Here is a 15,882-nt window from a genome sequence, read left to right on the forward strand (position 1 = left end):
GGGGTAGCAGGGCTGCTCGCTAAAGGGTCAGTAATCGGAACAACGCGATCTTGTTGATCTCTGCCAGCGCGCATTTGAATTCGGTGTCTACCGAGTGATGGATGCGCGTTTCGAACGCCGAGAGGATCTGATGCCGGTTGCTGCCTTTTACCGCCATGATGAAGGGAAACTTGAACTTGGCCTTGTAGGCGTCGTTCAGCTCGGTGAAGCGCTGAAACTCATCGCTCGAGCATTGGTGAATACCGGCGCCGGCCTGTTCGTTCGTGCTGGCTTCGGTCAGTTGGCCCTGGACGGCGGCTTTACCGGCCAGGTCCGGGTGAGCGTTGATCAGCGCCAGTTGGCTGGCGTGGTCGGCGCTCAACAGGATGTCGCTCATGCGCTGGTGCAGGGTTTCGATCTCGTCGATCGAGACATCCTGGCCCAAGTCAAAGGCCTTTTCGGCGACCCATGGCGAATGTTCGTAAATGTCAGCGAAGGCTTTGACGAACGCTTCGCGGCTCAAGGTCGAGGGCTTGAGGGTTTGGAAGGCGGTCATTTCGAAGCCTCCGGATACGGATGGGTTTGCTGCCAGTGGCGAGCGATGTCGACACGACGGCTGAACCAGACGTGTTCATGGCCTTTGACGTATTCGAGGAAGCGCTTGAGTGAGGCCAGGCGGGCAGGGCGGCCGATCAACCGGCAGTGCAGCCCAATGGAGAGCATCTTCGGCGCCTCGGCGCCTTCGGCATACAGCACGTCGAAGGCGTCCTTGAGGTATTGGAAGAAATCGTCGCCCTTGTTGAAACCCTGCACCTGGGTGAAGCGCATGTCGTTGGTGTCGAGGGTGTAGGGGATCACCAGGTGCGGCTTGCCGTTGGGTGTGTTCGGTTCCCAGTAGGGCAGGTCGTCGTCGTAGGTGTCGCTGTCATAGAGAAAACCGCCTTCCTCCATGACCAGCCGGCGGGTATTGGGGCCGGTGCGACCGGTGTACCAACCCAGCGGACGCTCGCCAGTGATTTCGGTGAGGATGCGGATCGCTTCGAGCATGTGCTCGCGCTCCTGGGCCTCATCCATGTATTGGTAGTCGATCCAGCGATAGCCGTGGCTGCAGATTTCGTGACCGGCGGCAACCATGGCGCGGATCACGTCCGGATGGCGCTGGGCGGCCATGGCCACGGCGAAAATGGTCAGCGGGATATCGAATTCCTTGAACAACTTGAGGACCCGCCAGACCCCGGCGCGGCTGCCATACTCGTACAGCGATTCCATGCTCATGTTGCGCTCGCCCTGCAGCGGTTGCGCCGCGACCATCTCCGAGAGGAACGCCTCGGCTTCCTTGTCGCCATGCAGGATGTTGCGCTCGCCGCCTTCTTCGTAATTGAGCACGAAGGACAGGGCGATGCGGGCATTGCCCGGCCACTGGGGATGGGGAGGGTTACTGCCGTAACCGATCAGGTCGCGTGGGTAGTCAGCGCTCACTGCAGTTTTCCTTCTTGTTCGAACCATGTGGGTGGCGCCCTGGCGATGGATCATAGGCTGGCGTCACGACGATGGAGTGATTGTATACAACTTTATGTGCGATTTGTAAGCCTGATTTTTTGCATTTTTCACCGCTGTCCCCGGTTTGTCTACACTGCAAGAAACCTGCCCATCTGGTCAATTAATGGCTGGAAGAATGGCGTATCCGTTGGTGTAGCTTAAGATTGGGCAGAAGCCTTTGTCGGAACGCGCGTGGACTAAATATCTGTTTTTTATTGTGTACAATTTTCTTTTAAAATGTCTTAATTCATTCATTGCCGTGGCGTTTCGTGCTCCGAAACGGTGCGGCCTGTCTTTCAACTGATTCAGGAGGCGTCGGGCCGGACTGCACAGCAGCGAGGCGCGCACAATCAATGGGACGTTTGACTACTCACGTTTTGGATGCTGCACACGGCTGCCCGGGCAGCTCGATCAAGGTCGAGTTGTACCGTGTGGAAGGTTCGCAACTGCAGCTGGTCGCCAGCGCGCTGACCAACAGCGACGGTCGCTGCGACGCACCGCTGCTGCAAGGGGATGACTACCGTTCGGGCGTCTATCAGATTCAATTCCATGCCGGCGATTACTACCGCGCCCGTGGTGTCCAGTTGTCCGACCCGGCGTTCCTGGATGTGGTGGTGCTGCGCTTCGGCATTTCGGCCGAGCAGGATCATTACCACGTGCCGCTGCTGATTTCGCCTTACGCCTATTCAACCTATCGAGGCAGTTGACCCCCAAGCGGCTGCCTTGTCCTGGAAGCGACTGCGCATGGCGCTTCTTTGGTTTTTTGCCCGCTCACACTGCGGGCTTTTTTTTGTCCGTGGATATGTGGCGTCTTGGAGAGCCTCATCGCGAGCAGGCTCGCTCCCACAGTTATCCTCGGTGAACACAAAATGTGTTTTCGACGAAGGTCCTTGTGGGAGCGAGCCTGCTCGCGATGCTTTTGGCGCTTAGCGGCTCAACAAGGACGCCGCCCCCGCACCGCCAAACAACCCGGCACTGATCCGGTTGAACCAACCCTGGCCGTTACCCGTACGCAGATACCGCGCCGCACCGTGGGCGCCGAAGCCGTAGGCCAGCTTGCACAGCAGGTCGAGTACGGTCCAGGTGGCGATCATGATCAGCAGTTGTGGCAGGAACGCTTGTTCGGCGCTCAAGAATTGCGGCAGGAAAGCGGCGAAGAACAGGATGTCTTTCGGGTTGCTGGCGCCCAACACGAACGCCCGGCCAAAGAGGGCGCGAAAGCGCGGGACGGCGGCGGCCTGAGGCACCTCGGCGCCTTGGGACGGTTGGCGTGATTGCTGCCAGCTCTGCCAGGCCAGGTAAAACAGGTACAGGGCACCGACAATTTTCAGGGCACTGAACAACTGCTCCGACGCCATCAACAACGCACCGAGCCCCAGCGCCGAAGCGCTCAGCAGGCAGATCGACGCGATCACCCCACCCAGGAACGCCGGATACGAGCGGCGCAGGCCGTAGTTCAGGCTATTGCCGATCATCAACAACGACAACGGACCGGGGATGAGGATCACCACCAAGGCGGCACCGCTGAACAACAGCCAGGTTTCCAGATTCATTGCTTTGCTCCTGATGTACAAAAGCCTCACTCAAGGGGTGAGGCGGGTGGATATGTTGTCGCTTACAAGAAGATGAACTTGGCGATGAAGATCGCGCAGAGCACCCACAGGCTGACGGAGATTTCCTTGTGTTTACCGGTGCCGGCCTTGAGCACCACATAGGTGATGAAACCCAGGGCGATACCGTCGGCGACCGAGAACGTCAGGGGCATCATGATGGCCGTGACAATGGCCGGGATGCTGTCGGTCGCCTCGTCCCATTCGATGTGGGCCATGCCGCCCATCATCAGCATGGCAACGTAGATCAAGGCCCCGGCCGTGGCGTAGGCCGGGATCATCCCGGCCAGCGGTGCGAAGAACATGGCGGCAATAAATAGCACACCGACGGTCACGGCGGTAAGCCCCGTCCGGCCACCTGCCGCCACACCAGCGGCGCTTTCCACGTAGCTGGTCACCGGCGGCACGCCGACCATGGCGCCAAATACGCTGGAGGCACTGTCGGCTTTCAAGGCGCGGGACAGGTTCTCGATCTTGCCATCGGCTTTCACCAGGCCAGCGCGCTGGGCAACGCCCATCAGGGTGCCGGCGGTGTCGAACATGTGCACGAACAGGAAGGCCAGCACCACGCTGATCATGCTGACGTTGAACACACCGGCCACGTCCATCGCCATCCAGGTCGGGGCGAGGCTCGGAGGGGTCGACATGACGCCGTTGTACTGCACCAACCCCAGGCCCCAACCGGCCAGGGTCACGGCGATGATACTGATCAGGATCGCGCCGAACACGCGGTGATAACTGAGCACGGCGATCATCAGGAAGCACACCGCGGCCAGCAGCGGCCCGGGTTCACGCAACGAGCCGAGCTTGATCAGGGTGGCGGGGCTGTCGACGATGATCCCGGCGGTTTTCAGGCCGATCAGCCCGAGGAACAACCCGACCCCCGCGCCCATGGCGAACCGCAGGCTCACCGGAATGCTGTTGAGCAGCCACTCACGGACTCGTGACAGGGTCAGAACCATGAACAGCACACCGGAGATAAACACCGCGCCCAATGCGGTTTCCCAGTTGTAGCCCATGGTGCCGACCACGGTGTAGGTGAAAAAGGCGTTCAAGCCCATGCCTGGCGCCAGGCCCACTGGCCAGTTGGCGTACAGGCCCATCAGCAGGCAACCCAGGGCCGCGGCGATGCAGGTGGCGACGAATGCGGCGCCGTGATCGATGCCGGCGTCGGCCATGATGTTGGGGTTGACGAAGATGATGTAGGCCATGGTGATGAAGGTCGTCAGGCCGGCAATCAGCTCGGTCTTCACCGTGGTGCCGTGCAAGCTAAGTTTGAAGAGGCGTTCCAGCCAGCCACTGCGTAGTGGCGGCGAGAGGTCCAGCGTCTGGGCTTCGGGTTTGCGGCTTTCCACAGCGAGTACTCCTCAAGAGTCTTATTGTTATTTCCAGCACCGCACACGCCCTGGGGGTGGCTGCGATGCGCTGAGGCAGGTAAGGCTGGCGAAGTATGTTGACCTGTTGGTCAGGAACTCGCACGAAGCGAATTATGCTTTTGTATACAAATAAAGCAAATAATGTTTTCTATGTTGTCGACGAAATGTCGGGCGATAGGGGTATATCGACCTTGAGGGCGCTATCGCGAGCAAGCTTTGCTCCCACGGCGGGCGTCCACACCCTCTGTGGGAACAGTTTTGCTTCCAGCAGGTGTCCGCTGAGACCCTCTGTGGGAGCAAGGCTTGCCCGCGATGGCGATAGACCGGGCAATACACAGCTTGCAGAGGAAACTCAGTCGACAGCCACCTGACCCTTCCCAAGTGCCAGGTTCACCGCCAGCCACCCATCCACCGCCGCTTCCCCGGCCTCGGCAAACACCCGCTCCAGCAATTTCACCTGCTCACGCCGCAACGCCTGCTCGAAGCGTTCGCCCTCGGCGCTCAGTTCCAGCAGCCGCTTGCGCTTGTCGGTCTCGGACGCGACGCTGTTCACCAGGTGCATTTCCATCAGCTGCCGCAACGGCATGTTCAGCGCCTGCTTGCTCACCCCAAGCAATGCCAGCAATTCCTTCACGCTCAATGACGGGTAGCGGGCGATAAAAAAGACGATGCGCTGGTGCACCCGGCTCAACCCGCGGCGCTCGAGCATTTCATCGGCCTTGGCGGTGAACGCCTGGTAACCGAAGAAAAACGCTTCCATGGCCATCTGTTGGGAAGTCGGGTTTTTAAGGTCAAGCATATTGACGTATCCAGAGAAGGCGGAGTAATTTCGGTCAATCAGTTTGACTCATTCCTCCCGTGCCTCGCTACAGGTGACCTCCATGGCTTTTTCCGAACGTGTCTCGCGCCTCAAAAGTTCTTTGATTCGAGAAATCCTCGCGGCGGCGCAGCGCCCTGAAGTGATGTCGTTCGCCGGCGGCCTGCCGGCCGAAGCCATGCTGCCGAAAGTGGAATGGGCGGCCATGCCGTTGTCCATGGGCCAGTACGGCATGAGCGAAGGCGAGCCCGCCCTGCGCGAAGCCCTGGCGGCCCAGGCGCGGGCGCTGGGTGTGGCCTGTGAGGCGAGTCAGGTGCTGGTGGTCAGCGGCTCCCAACAAACCCTCGACCTGGCGGCCAAGCTGCACATCGACGTCGGCACGCAAGTGATGCTTGAAGCGCCGACGTATCTGGCGGCGTTGCAGATTTTCCAGCTGTTCGGCGCCGACTGCATCACCGTGCCCCTGGAGGCCGACGGCCCTGACCTGAAACAGCTGCGGGCCCGGCTGGAGCAGCATCGGCCTGCGTTCATCTACCTGATTCCGACGTTCCAGAACCCCTCGGCGGTGCGCTACAGCGAAGCCAAGCGCGATGCGGTGGCGGCGCTGTTGGACGAGTTTGGCGTGACCCTGATCGAGGACGAACCCTACCGCGAGCTGACGTTCGATGGCGGCAGTGCCACGCCGATTGTCAGTCGCTTGAAGAAGGCCAGCTGGATCTACACCGGCACCGTGTCGAAAACCCTGTTGCCGGGGCTACGGGTGGGCTACCTGATCGCCAGCCCGGATTTGTTCCCGCACCTGCTGCGACTCAAGCAGTCGGCGGATTTGCACACTAATCGCATCGGTCAGTGGCAGGCGCTGCAATGGATCGGCACCGAGCAGTACCGCAGCCATTTGAGTGAGTTGAGGGATTTCTATCGGGACCGTCGCGACCGCTTCCAGGCGGCGTTGCAAAAGCATTTCTCTGATATCGCGGACTGGAACGTGCCCCAGGGCGGGTTGTTTTTCTGGCTGACCCTCAGGCAGCCGCTGGACACCCGCACCTTGCTCGCCGCCGCGCTGGCGGCCGACGTTGCGTTCATGCCGGGGGAGCCGTTCTTTCCGGAGCCGGACCAGCATCCGGGGCACTTGCGCTTGAACTTCAGCCACATCGACCCGGCGCGGTTGGATGAAGGGCTCAAGCGGTTGGCGGGGGTGGTGCGGGAGGCGTTGGCTGCAAAAGCAGCCTGACTTATGTGGTGACTGGACTGGCCCCATCGCGAGCAAGCTTTGCTCCCACAGGGACAGTGGTGAATACAAATCCAGTGTTCACCAAGGCCCCCTGTGGGAGCCGAGCTTGCTCGCGATGAGGCCAGTCGTCACACCAGAAAACTATCAGGCTGCCGAGAACCGCTTATCCAGATACTCAATGATCACCTTGGACTCATACATCCAGGTGGTCTCGCCATTCTCTTCAATACGCAGGCACGGCACTTTGATCCGGCCGCCTTGCTCCAGCAGCGTCTGGCGATCCTGCTCATTGTTTTTCGCATCGCGCAGAGCCACCGGCACATTGAGGCGGCGCAGGGTGCGGCGGGTCTTCACGCAGAACGGGCAGGCGTGGAACTGATACAGCGTCAGGCTGCGAGCGGCCTGCTCGACCTGCGCCTGGGCCTCGGCCGGGCGCTTTTGCTTGCCCGGGCGGGTGATGAAGTCGATGAAGATGATGAGCTGGCCCAAGCCAACTCGAAGCGCTTTGACGATCACGGTATTAAGCCTCGCGGCAGGGAAGAAGAGGGCGCGCAGCTTACCTGATTTTTCACAGGCGAAAAAAAACCGGCGATCAATGCCGGTTTTCTTCATGCGACGGATTACTTGATGAGGCTGAGGAATTCGCTGCGAGTGGCGGCGTTTTCCCGGAACTCGCCGAGCATCACCGAGGTGATCATCGAGGAATTCTGCTTTTCCACGCCGCGCATCATCATGCACATGTGCTTGGCCTCGATCACCACCGCTACGCCGAGGGCGCCAGTCACTTGCTGGACCGCATCGGCGATCTGGCGGCTGAGGTTTTCCTGGATCTGCAGGCGACGCGCATACATGTCGACGATGCGCGCGACTTTCGACAGCCCCAGCACCTTGCCGCTCGGGATGTAGGCCACGTGAGCCTTGCCGATGAAAGGCAGCAGGTGATGTTCGCACAACGAGTACAACTCGATGTCCTTGACCAGCACCATCTCGCTGTTGTCGGAGCTGAACAAGGCACCGTTGGTGACTTCTTCCAGGGTCTGTTCATAACCGCGGCAGAGGTACTGCATGGCCTTGGCAGCACGCTTGGGCGTGTCGAGCAGGCCCTCGCGGGAAACGTCCTCGCCCAGTTGGCCGAGAATCGCGGTGTAATTCTGTTCCAGAGACATGAAACTACCTGTGGGATTTTACGCAAAGGGCAAGGGTACGGTGGCGGACACGGCGCTGCAAGCTCGGCAAGCGAGGGCTATTCGTCGCGGCCTTCCATCATGGTGCGCTTGAGCATCACGTAGACCGCCCCGGCGCCGCCGTGTTTTGCCTGGCAGGAGGTGAAGCCCAGCACTTGCGGGTGCTGGCGCAGCCAGGTGTTGACGTGGCTCTTGATCATCGGCCGCTTGCCGTCCAGGCGCACGGCTTTGCCATGGGTGACGCGCACGCAGCGGATTTCGAACTTGGTGGCTTCGGCCAGGAATGCCCACAGGGTTTCCCGGGCCTTTTCGACGCTCATGCCGTGCAGGTCGAGGCTGCCTTCGAAGGGGATCTGGCCGACCTTCAGCTTGCGCATCTGGCTTTCCTGGACACCGTCGCGTGCCCACATCAACTCGTCTTCCGGCCCGACGTCGATCACGAACTGATCGGACAAGCCATCCACGGTCGTGGCGTCGGTACGCACGGTGGCGGCCTGGCGCAGCTTGGCGATTTGCGCGCGATCGGCCTTGGGCTTGCCGGTCTCGGCGCGGTCGTGCTTGATCGGTTTTACGCCCTGGATCGCACTTTTGAACAGGGAAAAGTCATCGTCTTGCATGTCAGCCTCCGCGAAGCCGGCCAGTTTACCCAACTCTGGCGGGATCAGGCGCGACAAAACGTCGGATGGCGGGTCAGTCGTGCTTTTTCATCAGGTGTGGAGCCATGGCCAGCTCCAGGGATTGGCGGGCGCGACGGCGGCAGCGGCGCCAGAGCCAAACGCCCAGCAACAGCACGAAAAGCCCGACCGCCAGGATGATTGCCGAACCCATTGGTGTGGCATTCAACTCGCCCAGTGCGGGCGGGCGGCCCAGCAGGCTGGCGGCACCGGCCATGGCCAGCAGTACACCGAGTGTTGCCAATAGCGCAGCGATCGCCGCGCCAAAACGAAACCGCCAGTTGCTCGGGCCCTTGGGCCGCAAGCGACGTGCGTCAAAACCATCGGATAACTTCATTCCGACCTTCCTCAATGGGTATCGGCCCTTCGACCGGAAGATGTTCGGGTTGTTCCTGATACTCCGGTAATTGCGGCAAATGAGAGGCTTTTGCGGATGAGCGGCGTCACGGGCCGCTCATCGAAGGACATCAGATGAAGTCACGGGTCAACGCCAGGGTGGCGAAGTTGTCCGCCATGATCGCCATTTCGGTCTGCTGAACGTGTTCGGCGCTGAGGACGCCGCCCTTGTACGGCAGGTCGCGGGTGGCGCAGGCGTCTTCCACCAGGGTACAGCGAAAGCCCAGGTTCTTGGCGGCGCGCACGGTGGTGCTGACGCTGGAATGGCTCATGAACCCGCACACGATCAGGTCCAGGGGGCCGAAGTCTTCCAGGCGCTTTTTCAGTTCGGTGCCGTGGAACGCGCTGGGCAGCAGCTTTTCGACCACGGTTTCGTCGCCCTGGGGTTCGAGGCCGGGAATGAACTCCCCGCGCTCGCCTTGCGGATCGAACAGCCCGCCATGGGTGCCCAGGTGGCGCACATGCACGATCGGCCGACCGGCTGTACGGGCCGCACCGAGCAATTGCTTGATGTTCGCGACGGCTGCATCCATGCCGCTCAAGGCCAGGGGGCCTGCGAGGTATTCTTTCTGGGCATCGATGATGATCAGGGTCGCTTGACTCAGATTGGCCGCTGCATAACCACGGCCGCTGAGTTGAAACATCGTTTTTGGAACGGACATTCTGGGGCTCCTTCGAGTGGGGCTTTTGCGACATTGTCCTCTGGCTGAGCGGTTCTGTGAATCGCTTCCATCGCAAGGGCCGCCGTTGCTGGCCTACAGCCTTGTCAAGATGCTCGTCTTGTTCAATAGGCGGATCAAAAAACGGATAATTCCTACGATTGGTCCGGGGTTTTTCGTTCGTCATCGGGGCGTGTTTGGGTGGGGCCGCGTTTGGCTGGTAGACTCGCCCGTCGATTTTTCTGGAGTTTGCCGCCGTGATCACTTCCCGTCTCCGTACCCTGCGCGACCATATCCGTTGGGCCGTCAGCCGTTTCCATGGGGAGGATCTGTTTTTCGGCCATGGCACCGACAATGCGTGGGATGAAGCCCGGCAACTGGTGCTGGGCGCATTGCACCTGCCATGGGAAATTGCCGACAGCTACCTGGACTGCCGCCTTGAAGACGAAGAGCTGGTTCATGTGCAGCGCCTGCTGCGTCGGCGTATCACAGAGCGGGTGCCAACCGCCTATTTGTTGGGCGAGGCCTGGTTCTGTGGGATGTCGTTCATCGTCGACGAACGCGTGCTCATTCCGCGCTCGCCCATCGGCGAGCTGATCGAAAAGCGTTTCGAGCCTTGGTTGGGCCAGGAACCCGCGCGGATTCTTGATCTGTGCACCGGTTCCGGCTGCATCGGCATTGCCTGTGCCTATGAGTTCCCGGAGGCCGAGGTGGTGCTGGCCGACCTGTCGTTCGAAGCGCTGGAAGTGGCCAACCAGAACATTGAGCGCCATGGCGTCGATGAGCGCGTGTTCACGGTCCAGGGCGATGGCTTCGAAGGTCTGCCGGGGCAACGTTTCGACTTGATCGTGTCGAACCCGCCCTACGTCGATGCGGAAGATTTCGCCGACATGCCACAGGAATACCTGCACGAGCCGGAACTGGGCCTGGCCTGTGGCGATGACGGCTTGAACCTGGTGCGCCGGATGCTGGCCGAGGCGGCCGATCATCTGACCGAGAAGGGATTGTTGATTGTCGAGGTGGGCAACAGCCAGGTGCACGTCGAGGCGCTGTACCCGGAAGTCGATTTCGCCTGGCTCGACTTCGAACGTGGCGGCCATGGCGTGTTCATGCTCAGTGCCGAGCAATGCCGCCAGCACCAGGGGTTGTTTGCTTCGCGGGTTTGACCCGAGTGACCTGACGGAACTGTCCTTGTGGCGAGGGGATTTATCCCCGCTGGGCTGCGCAGCAGCCCCCGGCTGTTGTCTTGACCCACCACAGTGGCAGATTTAGGGGCGCTTCGCACCCCAGCGGGGATAAATCCCCTCGCCACAGGGTTATGTGTCAAGCAGCCAGCAATCAGTGCCGCGTCGCAATCCAGATCAGCAACCCCGCCTGGAACATGGCGAAGGCCACCAGGCAGGTGATGGTGAAGCGCAAGCCAGTGTCTTCGCGCTTGAACTTGTTGACCTTCTCTTCCTGCTGCTTGAGTTTGACTTCCTGTTCCGCCAGGTTCTGCTCGGCTTGTTGCAGCATCTGCGCCGCTTCAAGGATTTCCACGAACTGCAGCTTCTCGGTGTTCCAGTCCCCCAGCAGATCGCCAACGTGGGTTGGCTTGACGCTGCCCTTGAGGTGCTGGGCGTCGGCGTAGACCACCTCAAAGCCTTGGGCCTTGAGAAAGCGGTCGCGGCGCAGGCGAGTGTCTTCGTTCAGGGCGTCCTTGTTATCCAGGTCGGTGCCGTCTACCCGGTAGGCCGACCAGCGTTTCTTGGCCCAGGTAATGCCCTGGGCCGCGAGGAAACGGCCGATGCCACGGTTAAACGGCTCGACTTGCAGGTTGTCCGGGGAAAAAAACAGGCGTTTCTCGACGTGGTCGGCCCAGACGTCCAAGTGATTCTGTTCCTTGCGCACGCGCTGGTTCGGCAACAGGATGCTCATGCGCAGCAGGCTGCGTTCCTTGCTGTGGCGCTCGGCATAGCTGAACTCGACAAACCGCAATGGCCGCGCACCGGTGGCGCGGTCGGTCTTGAGCGGCGCGAGCCGGAGCATTTTGTGATGCTCGGCATGCACGTCGGCCCACGGCAGCTCCACCGCAGACGAGGCGGGGGCTTCGGCGGCGGTGTCGGGGGAAGCTTGAGTTTCAGTCATAACGGCAAAATCCTGTCCAGGCCGGCTGGTCGGCAGCCATAGCGCTATCCGACACCGGGCTATCGGCCGTTTTTGCCAGTCCTGAAGCTAAATCGACTAAAACCGCCTAACGCGCGGCTAACGAGTCAATAAAACGCAGAATTCGCGCACCGAGCTCGGCCGCCAGGGGCAGGTTGGGATCCTTGTAGGAGGCCAGTTGCCGTTTCACGTCGTTGGGCACGATGCGCATCACGTGATTCATGCCCTCGATCAGCGCCAATTCAGCGTCGGGCTTGGCGGCTTTCAGCTGCCTGGCGTCATCGACGCTGACCTGGATATCGTTGCTGCCCTGGATAATCAAGGCCGGCATCTTCAACGCCGCGAAGGCCCGGGCCGGGTCCTGGCGGAACAACGAGATCAGGTAGGGCTGTACGCTGGGGCGGAAAATGACCTGCAGTTGCGCCGGCACGTTGTCGTCGAGTCGACCGGTCTTGAGGTTGTCGAGCAGTTCGTTGCTGCGCAACATCAGCGGCGGTGGCAGGCGGTTGCTCAGTTGTTGGCGCAGCACCTGGTCGATCGGCCGGGCACTGCCAGACAGCGAAATCACCGCCGCTGCATTGGCCTGGGGCGCGGCGAGGCTGGCGATCAACGCGCCTTCACTGTGGCCCAGCAGGATCAACGGGCCCAGTCGCGAATCGGCGGCGAGCTTGCGGCTCCAGGCCACGGCATCGGCCACATAGGCCTCGACGCTCAGGTTGCGCTCGTCCGGTGTCGCCGCGAGGCTGGCGGCCACGCCGCGTTTGTCATAGCGCACGCTGGCGATGTTGTGTTTGGCCAGGATCCAGGCCAGGCGCTTGAGGCTGTCGTTGCGCCCGCCCTCGGGGTTGTTGCCGTCGCGATCCGTAGGACCTGACCCGGAAATGATCAGGACAACCGGCACCGGTGTGTCGGACTTGGGCAGTAGCAACGAGCCGAAAAGCTCACCACTGCCGGTGTCGAGGCTGATCGGGCGTTGCAGCACCGTGGCCTGGGCCAGGCTGCAAAACAGGCCGGTGAACAAGGTAAGGCTTAAGGCAAGCAGCTTTAACATCATCACGCCATTAGTTGCGAAGGTGCCGGTTGGACTGGTGGCCGCCGATAAGGTTCGAGGATGAACTACGCGGGGAGCCTGCGTATACTGGCGCGCATTACGAATCCAAGGTTGAGTCTCTCAGCGATTTCACGGAGCACCCTGCATGTCCGGCAATACCTACGGCAAGCTGTTCACTGTCACCACCGCGGGCGAAAGCCATGGCCCGGCGTTGGTCGCCATTGTCGACGGCTGCCCGCCGGGCCTGGAGATTTCCCTGGACGACCTGCAACGTGACCTGGACCGGCGCAAGCCCGGCACCAGCCGCCACACCACCCAGCGCCAGGAAGCCGATGAAGTCGAAATTCTCTCCGGCGTGTTCGAAGGGCGCACCACCGGCTGCGCCATCGGCCTGTTGATTCGCAACACCGACCAGAAGTCCAAGGACTACTCGGCCATCAAGGACCTGTTCCGCCCGGCCCACGCCGACTACACCTACCACCACAAATACGGTGAGCGCGACTACCGTGGCGGCGGTCGCAGCTCGGCGCGGGAAACCGCCATGCGTGTGGCAGCCGGGGCGATTGCCAAGAAGTACCTGGCCAGCCAGGGCATCGTCATCCGTGGCTACATGAGCCAGCTGGGCCCCATCGAAATCCCGTTCAAGACCTGGGAGTCGGTGGAGCAGAACGCCTTCTTCTGCCCCGACCCGGACAAGGTGCCGGAACTCGAGGCCTACATGGACCAACTGCGCCGGGACCAGGATTCGGTCGGCGCGAAGATCACCGTGGTCGCCGAAGGGGTGATGCCGGGCCTTGGCGAGCCGATCTTCGACCGCCTCGACGCCGAGCTGGCCCACGCGCTGATGAGCATCAACGCGGTGAAAGGCGTGGAGATCGGCGCCGGTTTCGCCTGTGTCGCCCAGCGCGGCACCGAGCACCGTGACGAACTGACCCCGCAAGGTTTCCTGAGCAACAATGCCGGCGGCATCCTCGGCGGCATCTCCTCGGGCCAGCCGATCGTGGCGCACCTGGCCTTGAAGCCGACGTCCAGCATCACCACGCCGGGCCGCTCCATCGACATCCATGGCAACCCGGTGGACGTCATCACCAAAGGCCGTCATGACCCGTGCGTCGGCATCCGTGCCACGCCCATCGCCGAGGCGATGATGGCGATCGTGCTGATGGATCACCTGCTGCGTCATCGCGGCCAGAACGCCGACGTTCGCGTCAGCACCCCGGTGCTGGGGCAGCTTTGATGGTTGGCCTGCCGACCGCCGTGGCCTGACGGCCGTGGCGGCACTGCCGTACTGGCGGCTCTCCAGTTTCTATCTGTTCTATTTCGCGCTGCTCGGTTCGACGGCGCCGTTCCTGGCGCTGTATTTCGATCACCTGGGGTTCAACGCGGCGCGCATCGGCGAGCTGGTGGCCATCCCGATGCTGATGCGCTGCGTGGCGCCGAACATCTGGGGCTGGCTGGGGGATTACACCGGCCGGCGCCTGGCGATCGTGCGTTTCGGCGCGATCTGCACGCTGCTGGCCTTCTCGCTGATCTTCATCGATAAAAGCTACGCCTGGCTGGCGATGGTCATGGCGCTGCATGCGTTCTTCTGGCACGCGGTGTTGCCGCAGTTCGAAGTCATTACCCTGGCCCATCTGGGTGGGCAGGCCTCGCGCTACAGCCAGATCCGTCTATGGGGTTCCATCGGTTTCATCATCACCGTGGTGGTGCTCGGCCGCTTGTTCGAATGGCTGAGCCTGGACATCTACCCGGTGGCGCTGGTGTTGATCATGGCCGGCATCGTGCTCGCCAGCTTCTGGGTGCCCAACGCCCAGCCACTGCAGGGGCCGCGCATTTCGGGGGAGGGCTTCCTGCGGCAACTGCGCAACCCTGGCGTGCTGGCGTTCTATACCTGTGTGGGCCTGATGCAGGTGAGCCACGGGCCGTATTACACCTTCCTGACCTTGCACCTCGAACACCTGGGCTACAGCCGCGGGTTGATCGGCCTGCTCTGGGCCCTTGGCGTGGTGGCGGAAGTTTTGGTCTTCCTGCTGATGAGCCGGATCCTGACGCGGTTTTCCGTGCGCCGGGTGCTGCTGGCGAGCTTCCTGCTGGCGGCGTTGCGCTGGTTGTTGTTGGGTTCGCTGGCCGAGTTTCTCTGGGTATTGTTGTTCGCCCAGGTGCTGCACGCGGCGACCTTCGGCAGCTTTCACGCCGCTGCCATCCATTTCGTGCAACGCAGCTTCGGGCCTCGCCAGCAAGGCCAGGGGCAGGCGCTGTATGCGGCGCTGGCCGGCACGGGCGGGGCCTTGGGCGCGTTGTATTCCGGCTATAGCTGGAACACCTTGGGTGCCAGTTGGACGTTCAGTCTCGCCAGCCTCGCGGCTTTCGCGGCAGCCGTTATCATTGCCACACGTATGCAAGAGGACCGGCCATGAGCCTTCGAACCGTTAATTTTCTGGAGCCATTGTCATGAGCAGCCTGTCCGTCTATCACGTCTCGAGCCCTGATATTCCGAACAAGGTGTTGACCCACTTTGAGGACATTGCCGCGACCCTGGCTGAACAAGGTATTCACTTTGCCCGTTGGGAAGCGGCGGTGAAAATCCAGCCGGGTGCCAGTGAGGAAGAGATCATTGCGGCTTACCAGGCTCAGATCGATGGGTTGATGACTGAGCGCGGTTATGTGGCGGTCGATGTCGTCAGTGTCAGCAGTGATCAGCCGGAACAGGCTGGGGAGCTCGATGAGTATCGCCATAGTCAGGATGAAGTGCGATTTTTCGTTGCTGGTCGTGGCTTGTTTAACCTGCACGTTGGGGATTATGTCTATGCGGTGCTGTGTGAAAGGAGCGACTTGATAACGGTGCCTGCTGGTATGCCGCATTGGTTTGACAGGGGGGAGCGGCCGCATTTCGTTACGATTCGTTTGTCTGGTGATTTGCAGGGGTTGGTTGCGGAGCTTACTGGGGATGATATTGCTCGGCGGTTTCCTCGTTTGGAGGATTGACCTGCGTTCTTAGGGGGGGTGTATATCCGTTATTTCGGTAACGGCGGCTTATGGTTCCGCCCTGACGGCGGGTCACTTTTGGAAGAGCGCCAAAAGTAACCAAAAGCGCTTTGCCCCACCACTCGGTGCCTCGCTTAGGCTCGGCATGCCCTCACTCCGGCATTGCTCCGTGGGCCCGCCGCGAAGGGCCATCCATGGCCCAGCGCGGCTATCCCGGCATCCATGCCGGGTTGCCC

18 protein-coding genes are annotated in these 15,882 nt (G+C 61.3%); 6 read left to right on the top strand and 12 right to left on the bottom strand.

Annotation, left to right across the window (positions count from 1 at the left end; genetic code table 11):
• Nucleotides 1-19: 19 nt before the first annotated feature.
• Together uraD and puuE are read right to left on the bottom strand one after the other, a co-directional pair.
• The gene (gene uraD / locus B0E42_RS03080) at nucleotides 20-535 is read right to left on the bottom strand and encodes a 2-oxo-4-hydroxy-4-carboxy-5-ureidoimidazoline decarboxylase (protein WP_077505611.1); all 516 of its coding nucleotides are present in this window, start codon (nucleotides 533-535) and stop codon (nucleotides 20-22) included.
• A complete protein-coding gene (gene puuE / locus B0E42_RS03085) occupies nucleotides 532-1,458 on the bottom strand; it encodes an allantoinase PuuE (protein WP_077505613.1) in 927 nt (308 codons plus the stop codon). Before puuE ends, uraD begins: the two co-directional genes overlap by 4 nt.
• Before the next feature lie 413 nt (nucleotides 1,459-1,871).
• Between puuE and uraH the strand changes: the two genes are divergently transcribed.
• A complete protein-coding gene (gene uraH / locus B0E42_RS03090) occupies nucleotides 1,872-2,225 on the top strand; it encodes a hydroxyisourate hydrolase (RefSeq protein ID WP_053182329.1) in 354 nt (117 codons plus the stop codon).
• A 219-nt stretch (nucleotides 2,226-2,444) separates the two neighbouring features.
• On the opposite strand, the gene B0E42_RS03095 is transcribed toward uraH, so the two are convergent.
• The 3 genes from B0E42_RS03095 to B0E42_RS03105 form a co-directional block, all read right to left on the bottom strand.
• On the bottom strand, nucleotides 2,445-3,071 hold the full coding sequence (locus B0E42_RS03095) for a LysE family translocator (protein ID WP_018612505.1): 627 nt from the start codon (nucleotides 3,069-3,071) through the stop codon (nucleotides 2,445-2,447).
• A gap of 62 nt (nucleotides 3,072-3,133) precedes the next feature.
• The gene (locus B0E42_RS03100) at nucleotides 3,134-4,483 is read right to left on the bottom strand and encodes an NCS2 family permease (protein WP_024618509.1); all 1,350 of its coding nucleotides are present in this window, start codon (nucleotides 4,481-4,483) and stop codon (nucleotides 3,134-3,136) included.
• Nucleotides 4,484-4,856: 373 nt separating this feature from the next.
• Nucleotides 4,857-5,303 (bottom strand): MarR family winged helix-turn-helix transcriptional regulator, encoded by a 447-nt coding sequence (locus B0E42_RS03105; protein ID WP_077505615.1) that lies wholly within the window; start codon nucleotides 5,301-5,303, stop codon nucleotides 4,857-4,859.
• 82 nt (nucleotides 5,304-5,385) lie between these two features.
• Here B0E42_RS03105 and B0E42_RS03110 point away from each other — a divergent pair, with 82 nt between their 5' ends.
• The gene (locus B0E42_RS03110; protein ID WP_018612511.1) at nucleotides 5,386-6,552 is read left to right on the top strand and encodes a PLP-dependent aminotransferase family protein; all 1,167 of its coding nucleotides are present in this window, start codon (nucleotides 5,386-5,388) and stop codon (nucleotides 6,550-6,552) included.
• A 144-nt stretch (nucleotides 6,553-6,696) separates the two neighbouring features.
• Here B0E42_RS03110 and B0E42_RS03115 read toward each other — a convergent pair whose 3' ends face one another.
• The 5 genes from B0E42_RS03115 to B0E42_RS03135 form a co-directional block, all read right to left on the bottom strand.
• Nucleotides 6,697-7,068: a glutathione S-transferase N-terminal domain-containing protein gene (locus B0E42_RS03115; protein WP_053182476.1), complete on the bottom strand. Its 372-nt coding sequence runs from the start codon at nucleotides 7,066-7,068 to the stop codon at nucleotides 6,697-6,699.
• Between the two features lie 104 nt (nucleotides 7,069-7,172).
• The gene (gene folE / locus B0E42_RS03120) at nucleotides 7,173-7,718 is read right to left on the bottom strand and encodes a GTP cyclohydrolase I FolE (protein ID WP_003204506.1); all 546 of its coding nucleotides are present in this window, start codon (nucleotides 7,716-7,718) and stop codon (nucleotides 7,173-7,175) included.
• Between the two features lie 77 nt (nucleotides 7,719-7,795).
• Nucleotides 7,796-8,353: a Smr/MutS family protein gene (locus B0E42_RS03125; protein WP_003204497.1), complete on the bottom strand. Its 558-nt coding sequence runs from the start codon at nucleotides 8,351-8,353 to the stop codon at nucleotides 7,796-7,798.
• 73 nt (nucleotides 8,354-8,426) lie between these two features.
• On the bottom strand, nucleotides 8,427-8,747 hold the full coding sequence (locus B0E42_RS03130; RefSeq protein ID WP_014339620.1) for a hypothetical protein: 321 nt from the start codon (nucleotides 8,745-8,747) through the stop codon (nucleotides 8,427-8,429).
• A 130-nt stretch (nucleotides 8,748-8,877) separates the two neighbouring features.
• Nucleotides 8,878-9,468, bottom strand: coding sequence for a cysteine hydrolase family protein (locus tag B0E42_RS03135; protein ID WP_077505617.1), 591 nt, complete (start codon nucleotides 9,466-9,468; stop codon nucleotides 8,878-8,880).
• 254 nt (nucleotides 9,469-9,722) lie between these two features.
• On the opposite strand from B0E42_RS03135, the gene prmB reads away from it, so the two are divergent.
• Nucleotides 9,723-10,631: a 50S ribosomal protein L3 N(5)-glutamine methyltransferase gene (gene prmB, locus B0E42_RS03140; RefSeq protein ID WP_053182324.1), complete on the top strand. Its 909-nt coding sequence runs from the start codon at nucleotides 9,723-9,725 to the stop codon at nucleotides 10,629-10,631.
• 172 nt (nucleotides 10,632-10,803) lie between these two features.
• Here the strand turns inward: prmB and B0E42_RS03145 are convergent, their stop codons facing one another.
• Complete coding sequence (locus B0E42_RS03145) at nucleotides 10,804-11,592, bottom strand: hypothetical protein (RefSeq protein ID WP_077505619.1); 789 nt, start codon at nucleotides 11,590-11,592, stop codon at nucleotides 10,804-10,806.
• A 106-nt stretch (nucleotides 11,593-11,698) separates the two neighbouring features.
• The gene (locus B0E42_RS03150) at nucleotides 11,699-12,664 is read right to left on the bottom strand and encodes an alpha/beta hydrolase (RefSeq protein WP_077505621.1); all 966 of its coding nucleotides are present in this window, start codon (nucleotides 12,662-12,664) and stop codon (nucleotides 11,699-11,701) included.
• 142 nt (nucleotides 12,665-12,806) lie between these two features.
• On the opposite strand from B0E42_RS03150, the gene aroC reads away from it, so the two are divergent.
• Genes aroC through B0E42_RS03165 form a run of 3 tightly spaced genes read left to right on the top strand, consistent with a single transcriptional unit; the run spans nucleotide 12,807 to nucleotide 15,646 of the window.
• Nucleotides 12,807-13,898: a chorismate synthase gene (gene aroC / locus B0E42_RS03155; RefSeq protein WP_024618518.1), complete on the top strand. Its 1,092-nt coding sequence runs from the start codon at nucleotides 12,807-12,809 to the stop codon at nucleotides 13,896-13,898.
• Nucleotides 13,899-13,932: 34 nt separating this feature from the next.
• The gene (locus B0E42_RS03160; RefSeq protein WP_018612526.1) at nucleotides 13,933-15,078 is read left to right on the top strand and encodes an MFS transporter; all 1,146 of its coding nucleotides are present in this window, start codon (nucleotides 13,933-13,935) and stop codon (nucleotides 15,076-15,078) included.
• A 34-nt stretch (nucleotides 15,079-15,112) separates the two neighbouring features.
• A complete protein-coding gene (locus B0E42_RS03165; RefSeq protein WP_077505623.1) occupies nucleotides 15,113-15,646 on the top strand; it encodes an acireductone dioxygenase in 534 nt (177 codons plus the stop codon).
• Nucleotides 15,647-15,882: the final 236 nt, after the last annotated feature.

Origin of the sequence: Pseudomonas sp. A25(2017), from assembly GCF_002001065.1 — a bacterium.
Classification (GTDB): domain Bacteria; phylum Pseudomonadota; class Gammaproteobacteria; order Pseudomonadales; family Pseudomonadaceae; genus Aquipseudomonas; species Aquipseudomonas kilonensis.

Excerpts from the sequence above, each read along its gene's own strand:
- uraD (WP_077505611.1), bottom strand. The coding sequence starts at position 535 with ATGACCGCCTTCCAAACCCTCAAGCCCTCGACCTTGAGCCGCGAAGCG.
- uraH (WP_053182329.1), top strand. The coding sequence starts at position 1,872 with ATGGGACGTTTGACTACTCACGTTTTGGATGCTGCACACGGCTGCCCG.
- B0E42_RS03095 (WP_018612505.1), bottom strand. The coding sequence starts at position 3,071 with ATGAATCTGGAAACCTGGCTGTTGTTCAGCGGTGCCGCCTTGGTGGTG.
- B0E42_RS03105 (WP_077505615.1), bottom strand. The coding sequence starts at position 5,303 with ATGCTTGACCTTAAAAACCCGACTTCCCAACAGATGGCCATGGAAGCG.
- B0E42_RS03110 (WP_018612511.1), top strand. The coding sequence starts at position 5,386 with ATGGCTTTTTCCGAACGTGTCTCGCGCCTCAAAAGTTCTTTGATTCGA.
- folE (WP_003204506.1), bottom strand. The coding sequence starts at position 7,718 with ATGTCTCTGGAACAGAATTACACCGCGATTCTCGGCCAACTGGGCGAG.
- B0E42_RS03125 (WP_003204497.1), bottom strand. The coding sequence starts at position 8,353 with ATGCAAGACGATGACTTTTCCCTGTTCAAAAGTGCGATCCAGGGCGTA.
- B0E42_RS03130 (WP_014339620.1), bottom strand. The coding sequence starts at position 8,747 with ATGAAGTTATCCGATGGTTTTGACGCACGTCGCTTGCGGCCCAAGGGC.
- B0E42_RS03135 (WP_077505617.1), bottom strand. The coding sequence starts at position 9,468 with ATGTCCGTTCCAAAAACGATGTTTCAACTCAGCGGCCGTGGTTATGCA.
- B0E42_RS03145 (WP_077505619.1), bottom strand. The coding sequence starts at position 11,592 with ATGACTGAAACTCAAGCTTCCCCCGACACCGCCGCCGAAGCCCCCGCC.
- B0E42_RS03150 (WP_077505621.1), bottom strand. The coding sequence starts at position 12,664 with ATGATGTTAAAGCTGCTTGCCTTAAGCCTTACCTTGTTCACCGGCCTG.
- aroC (WP_024618518.1), top strand. The coding sequence starts at position 12,807 with ATGTCCGGCAATACCTACGGCAAGCTGTTCACTGTCACCACCGCGGGC.
- B0E42_RS03165 (WP_077505623.1), top strand. The coding sequence starts at position 15,113 with ATGAGCAGCCTGTCCGTCTATCACGTCTCGAGCCCTGATATTCCGAAC.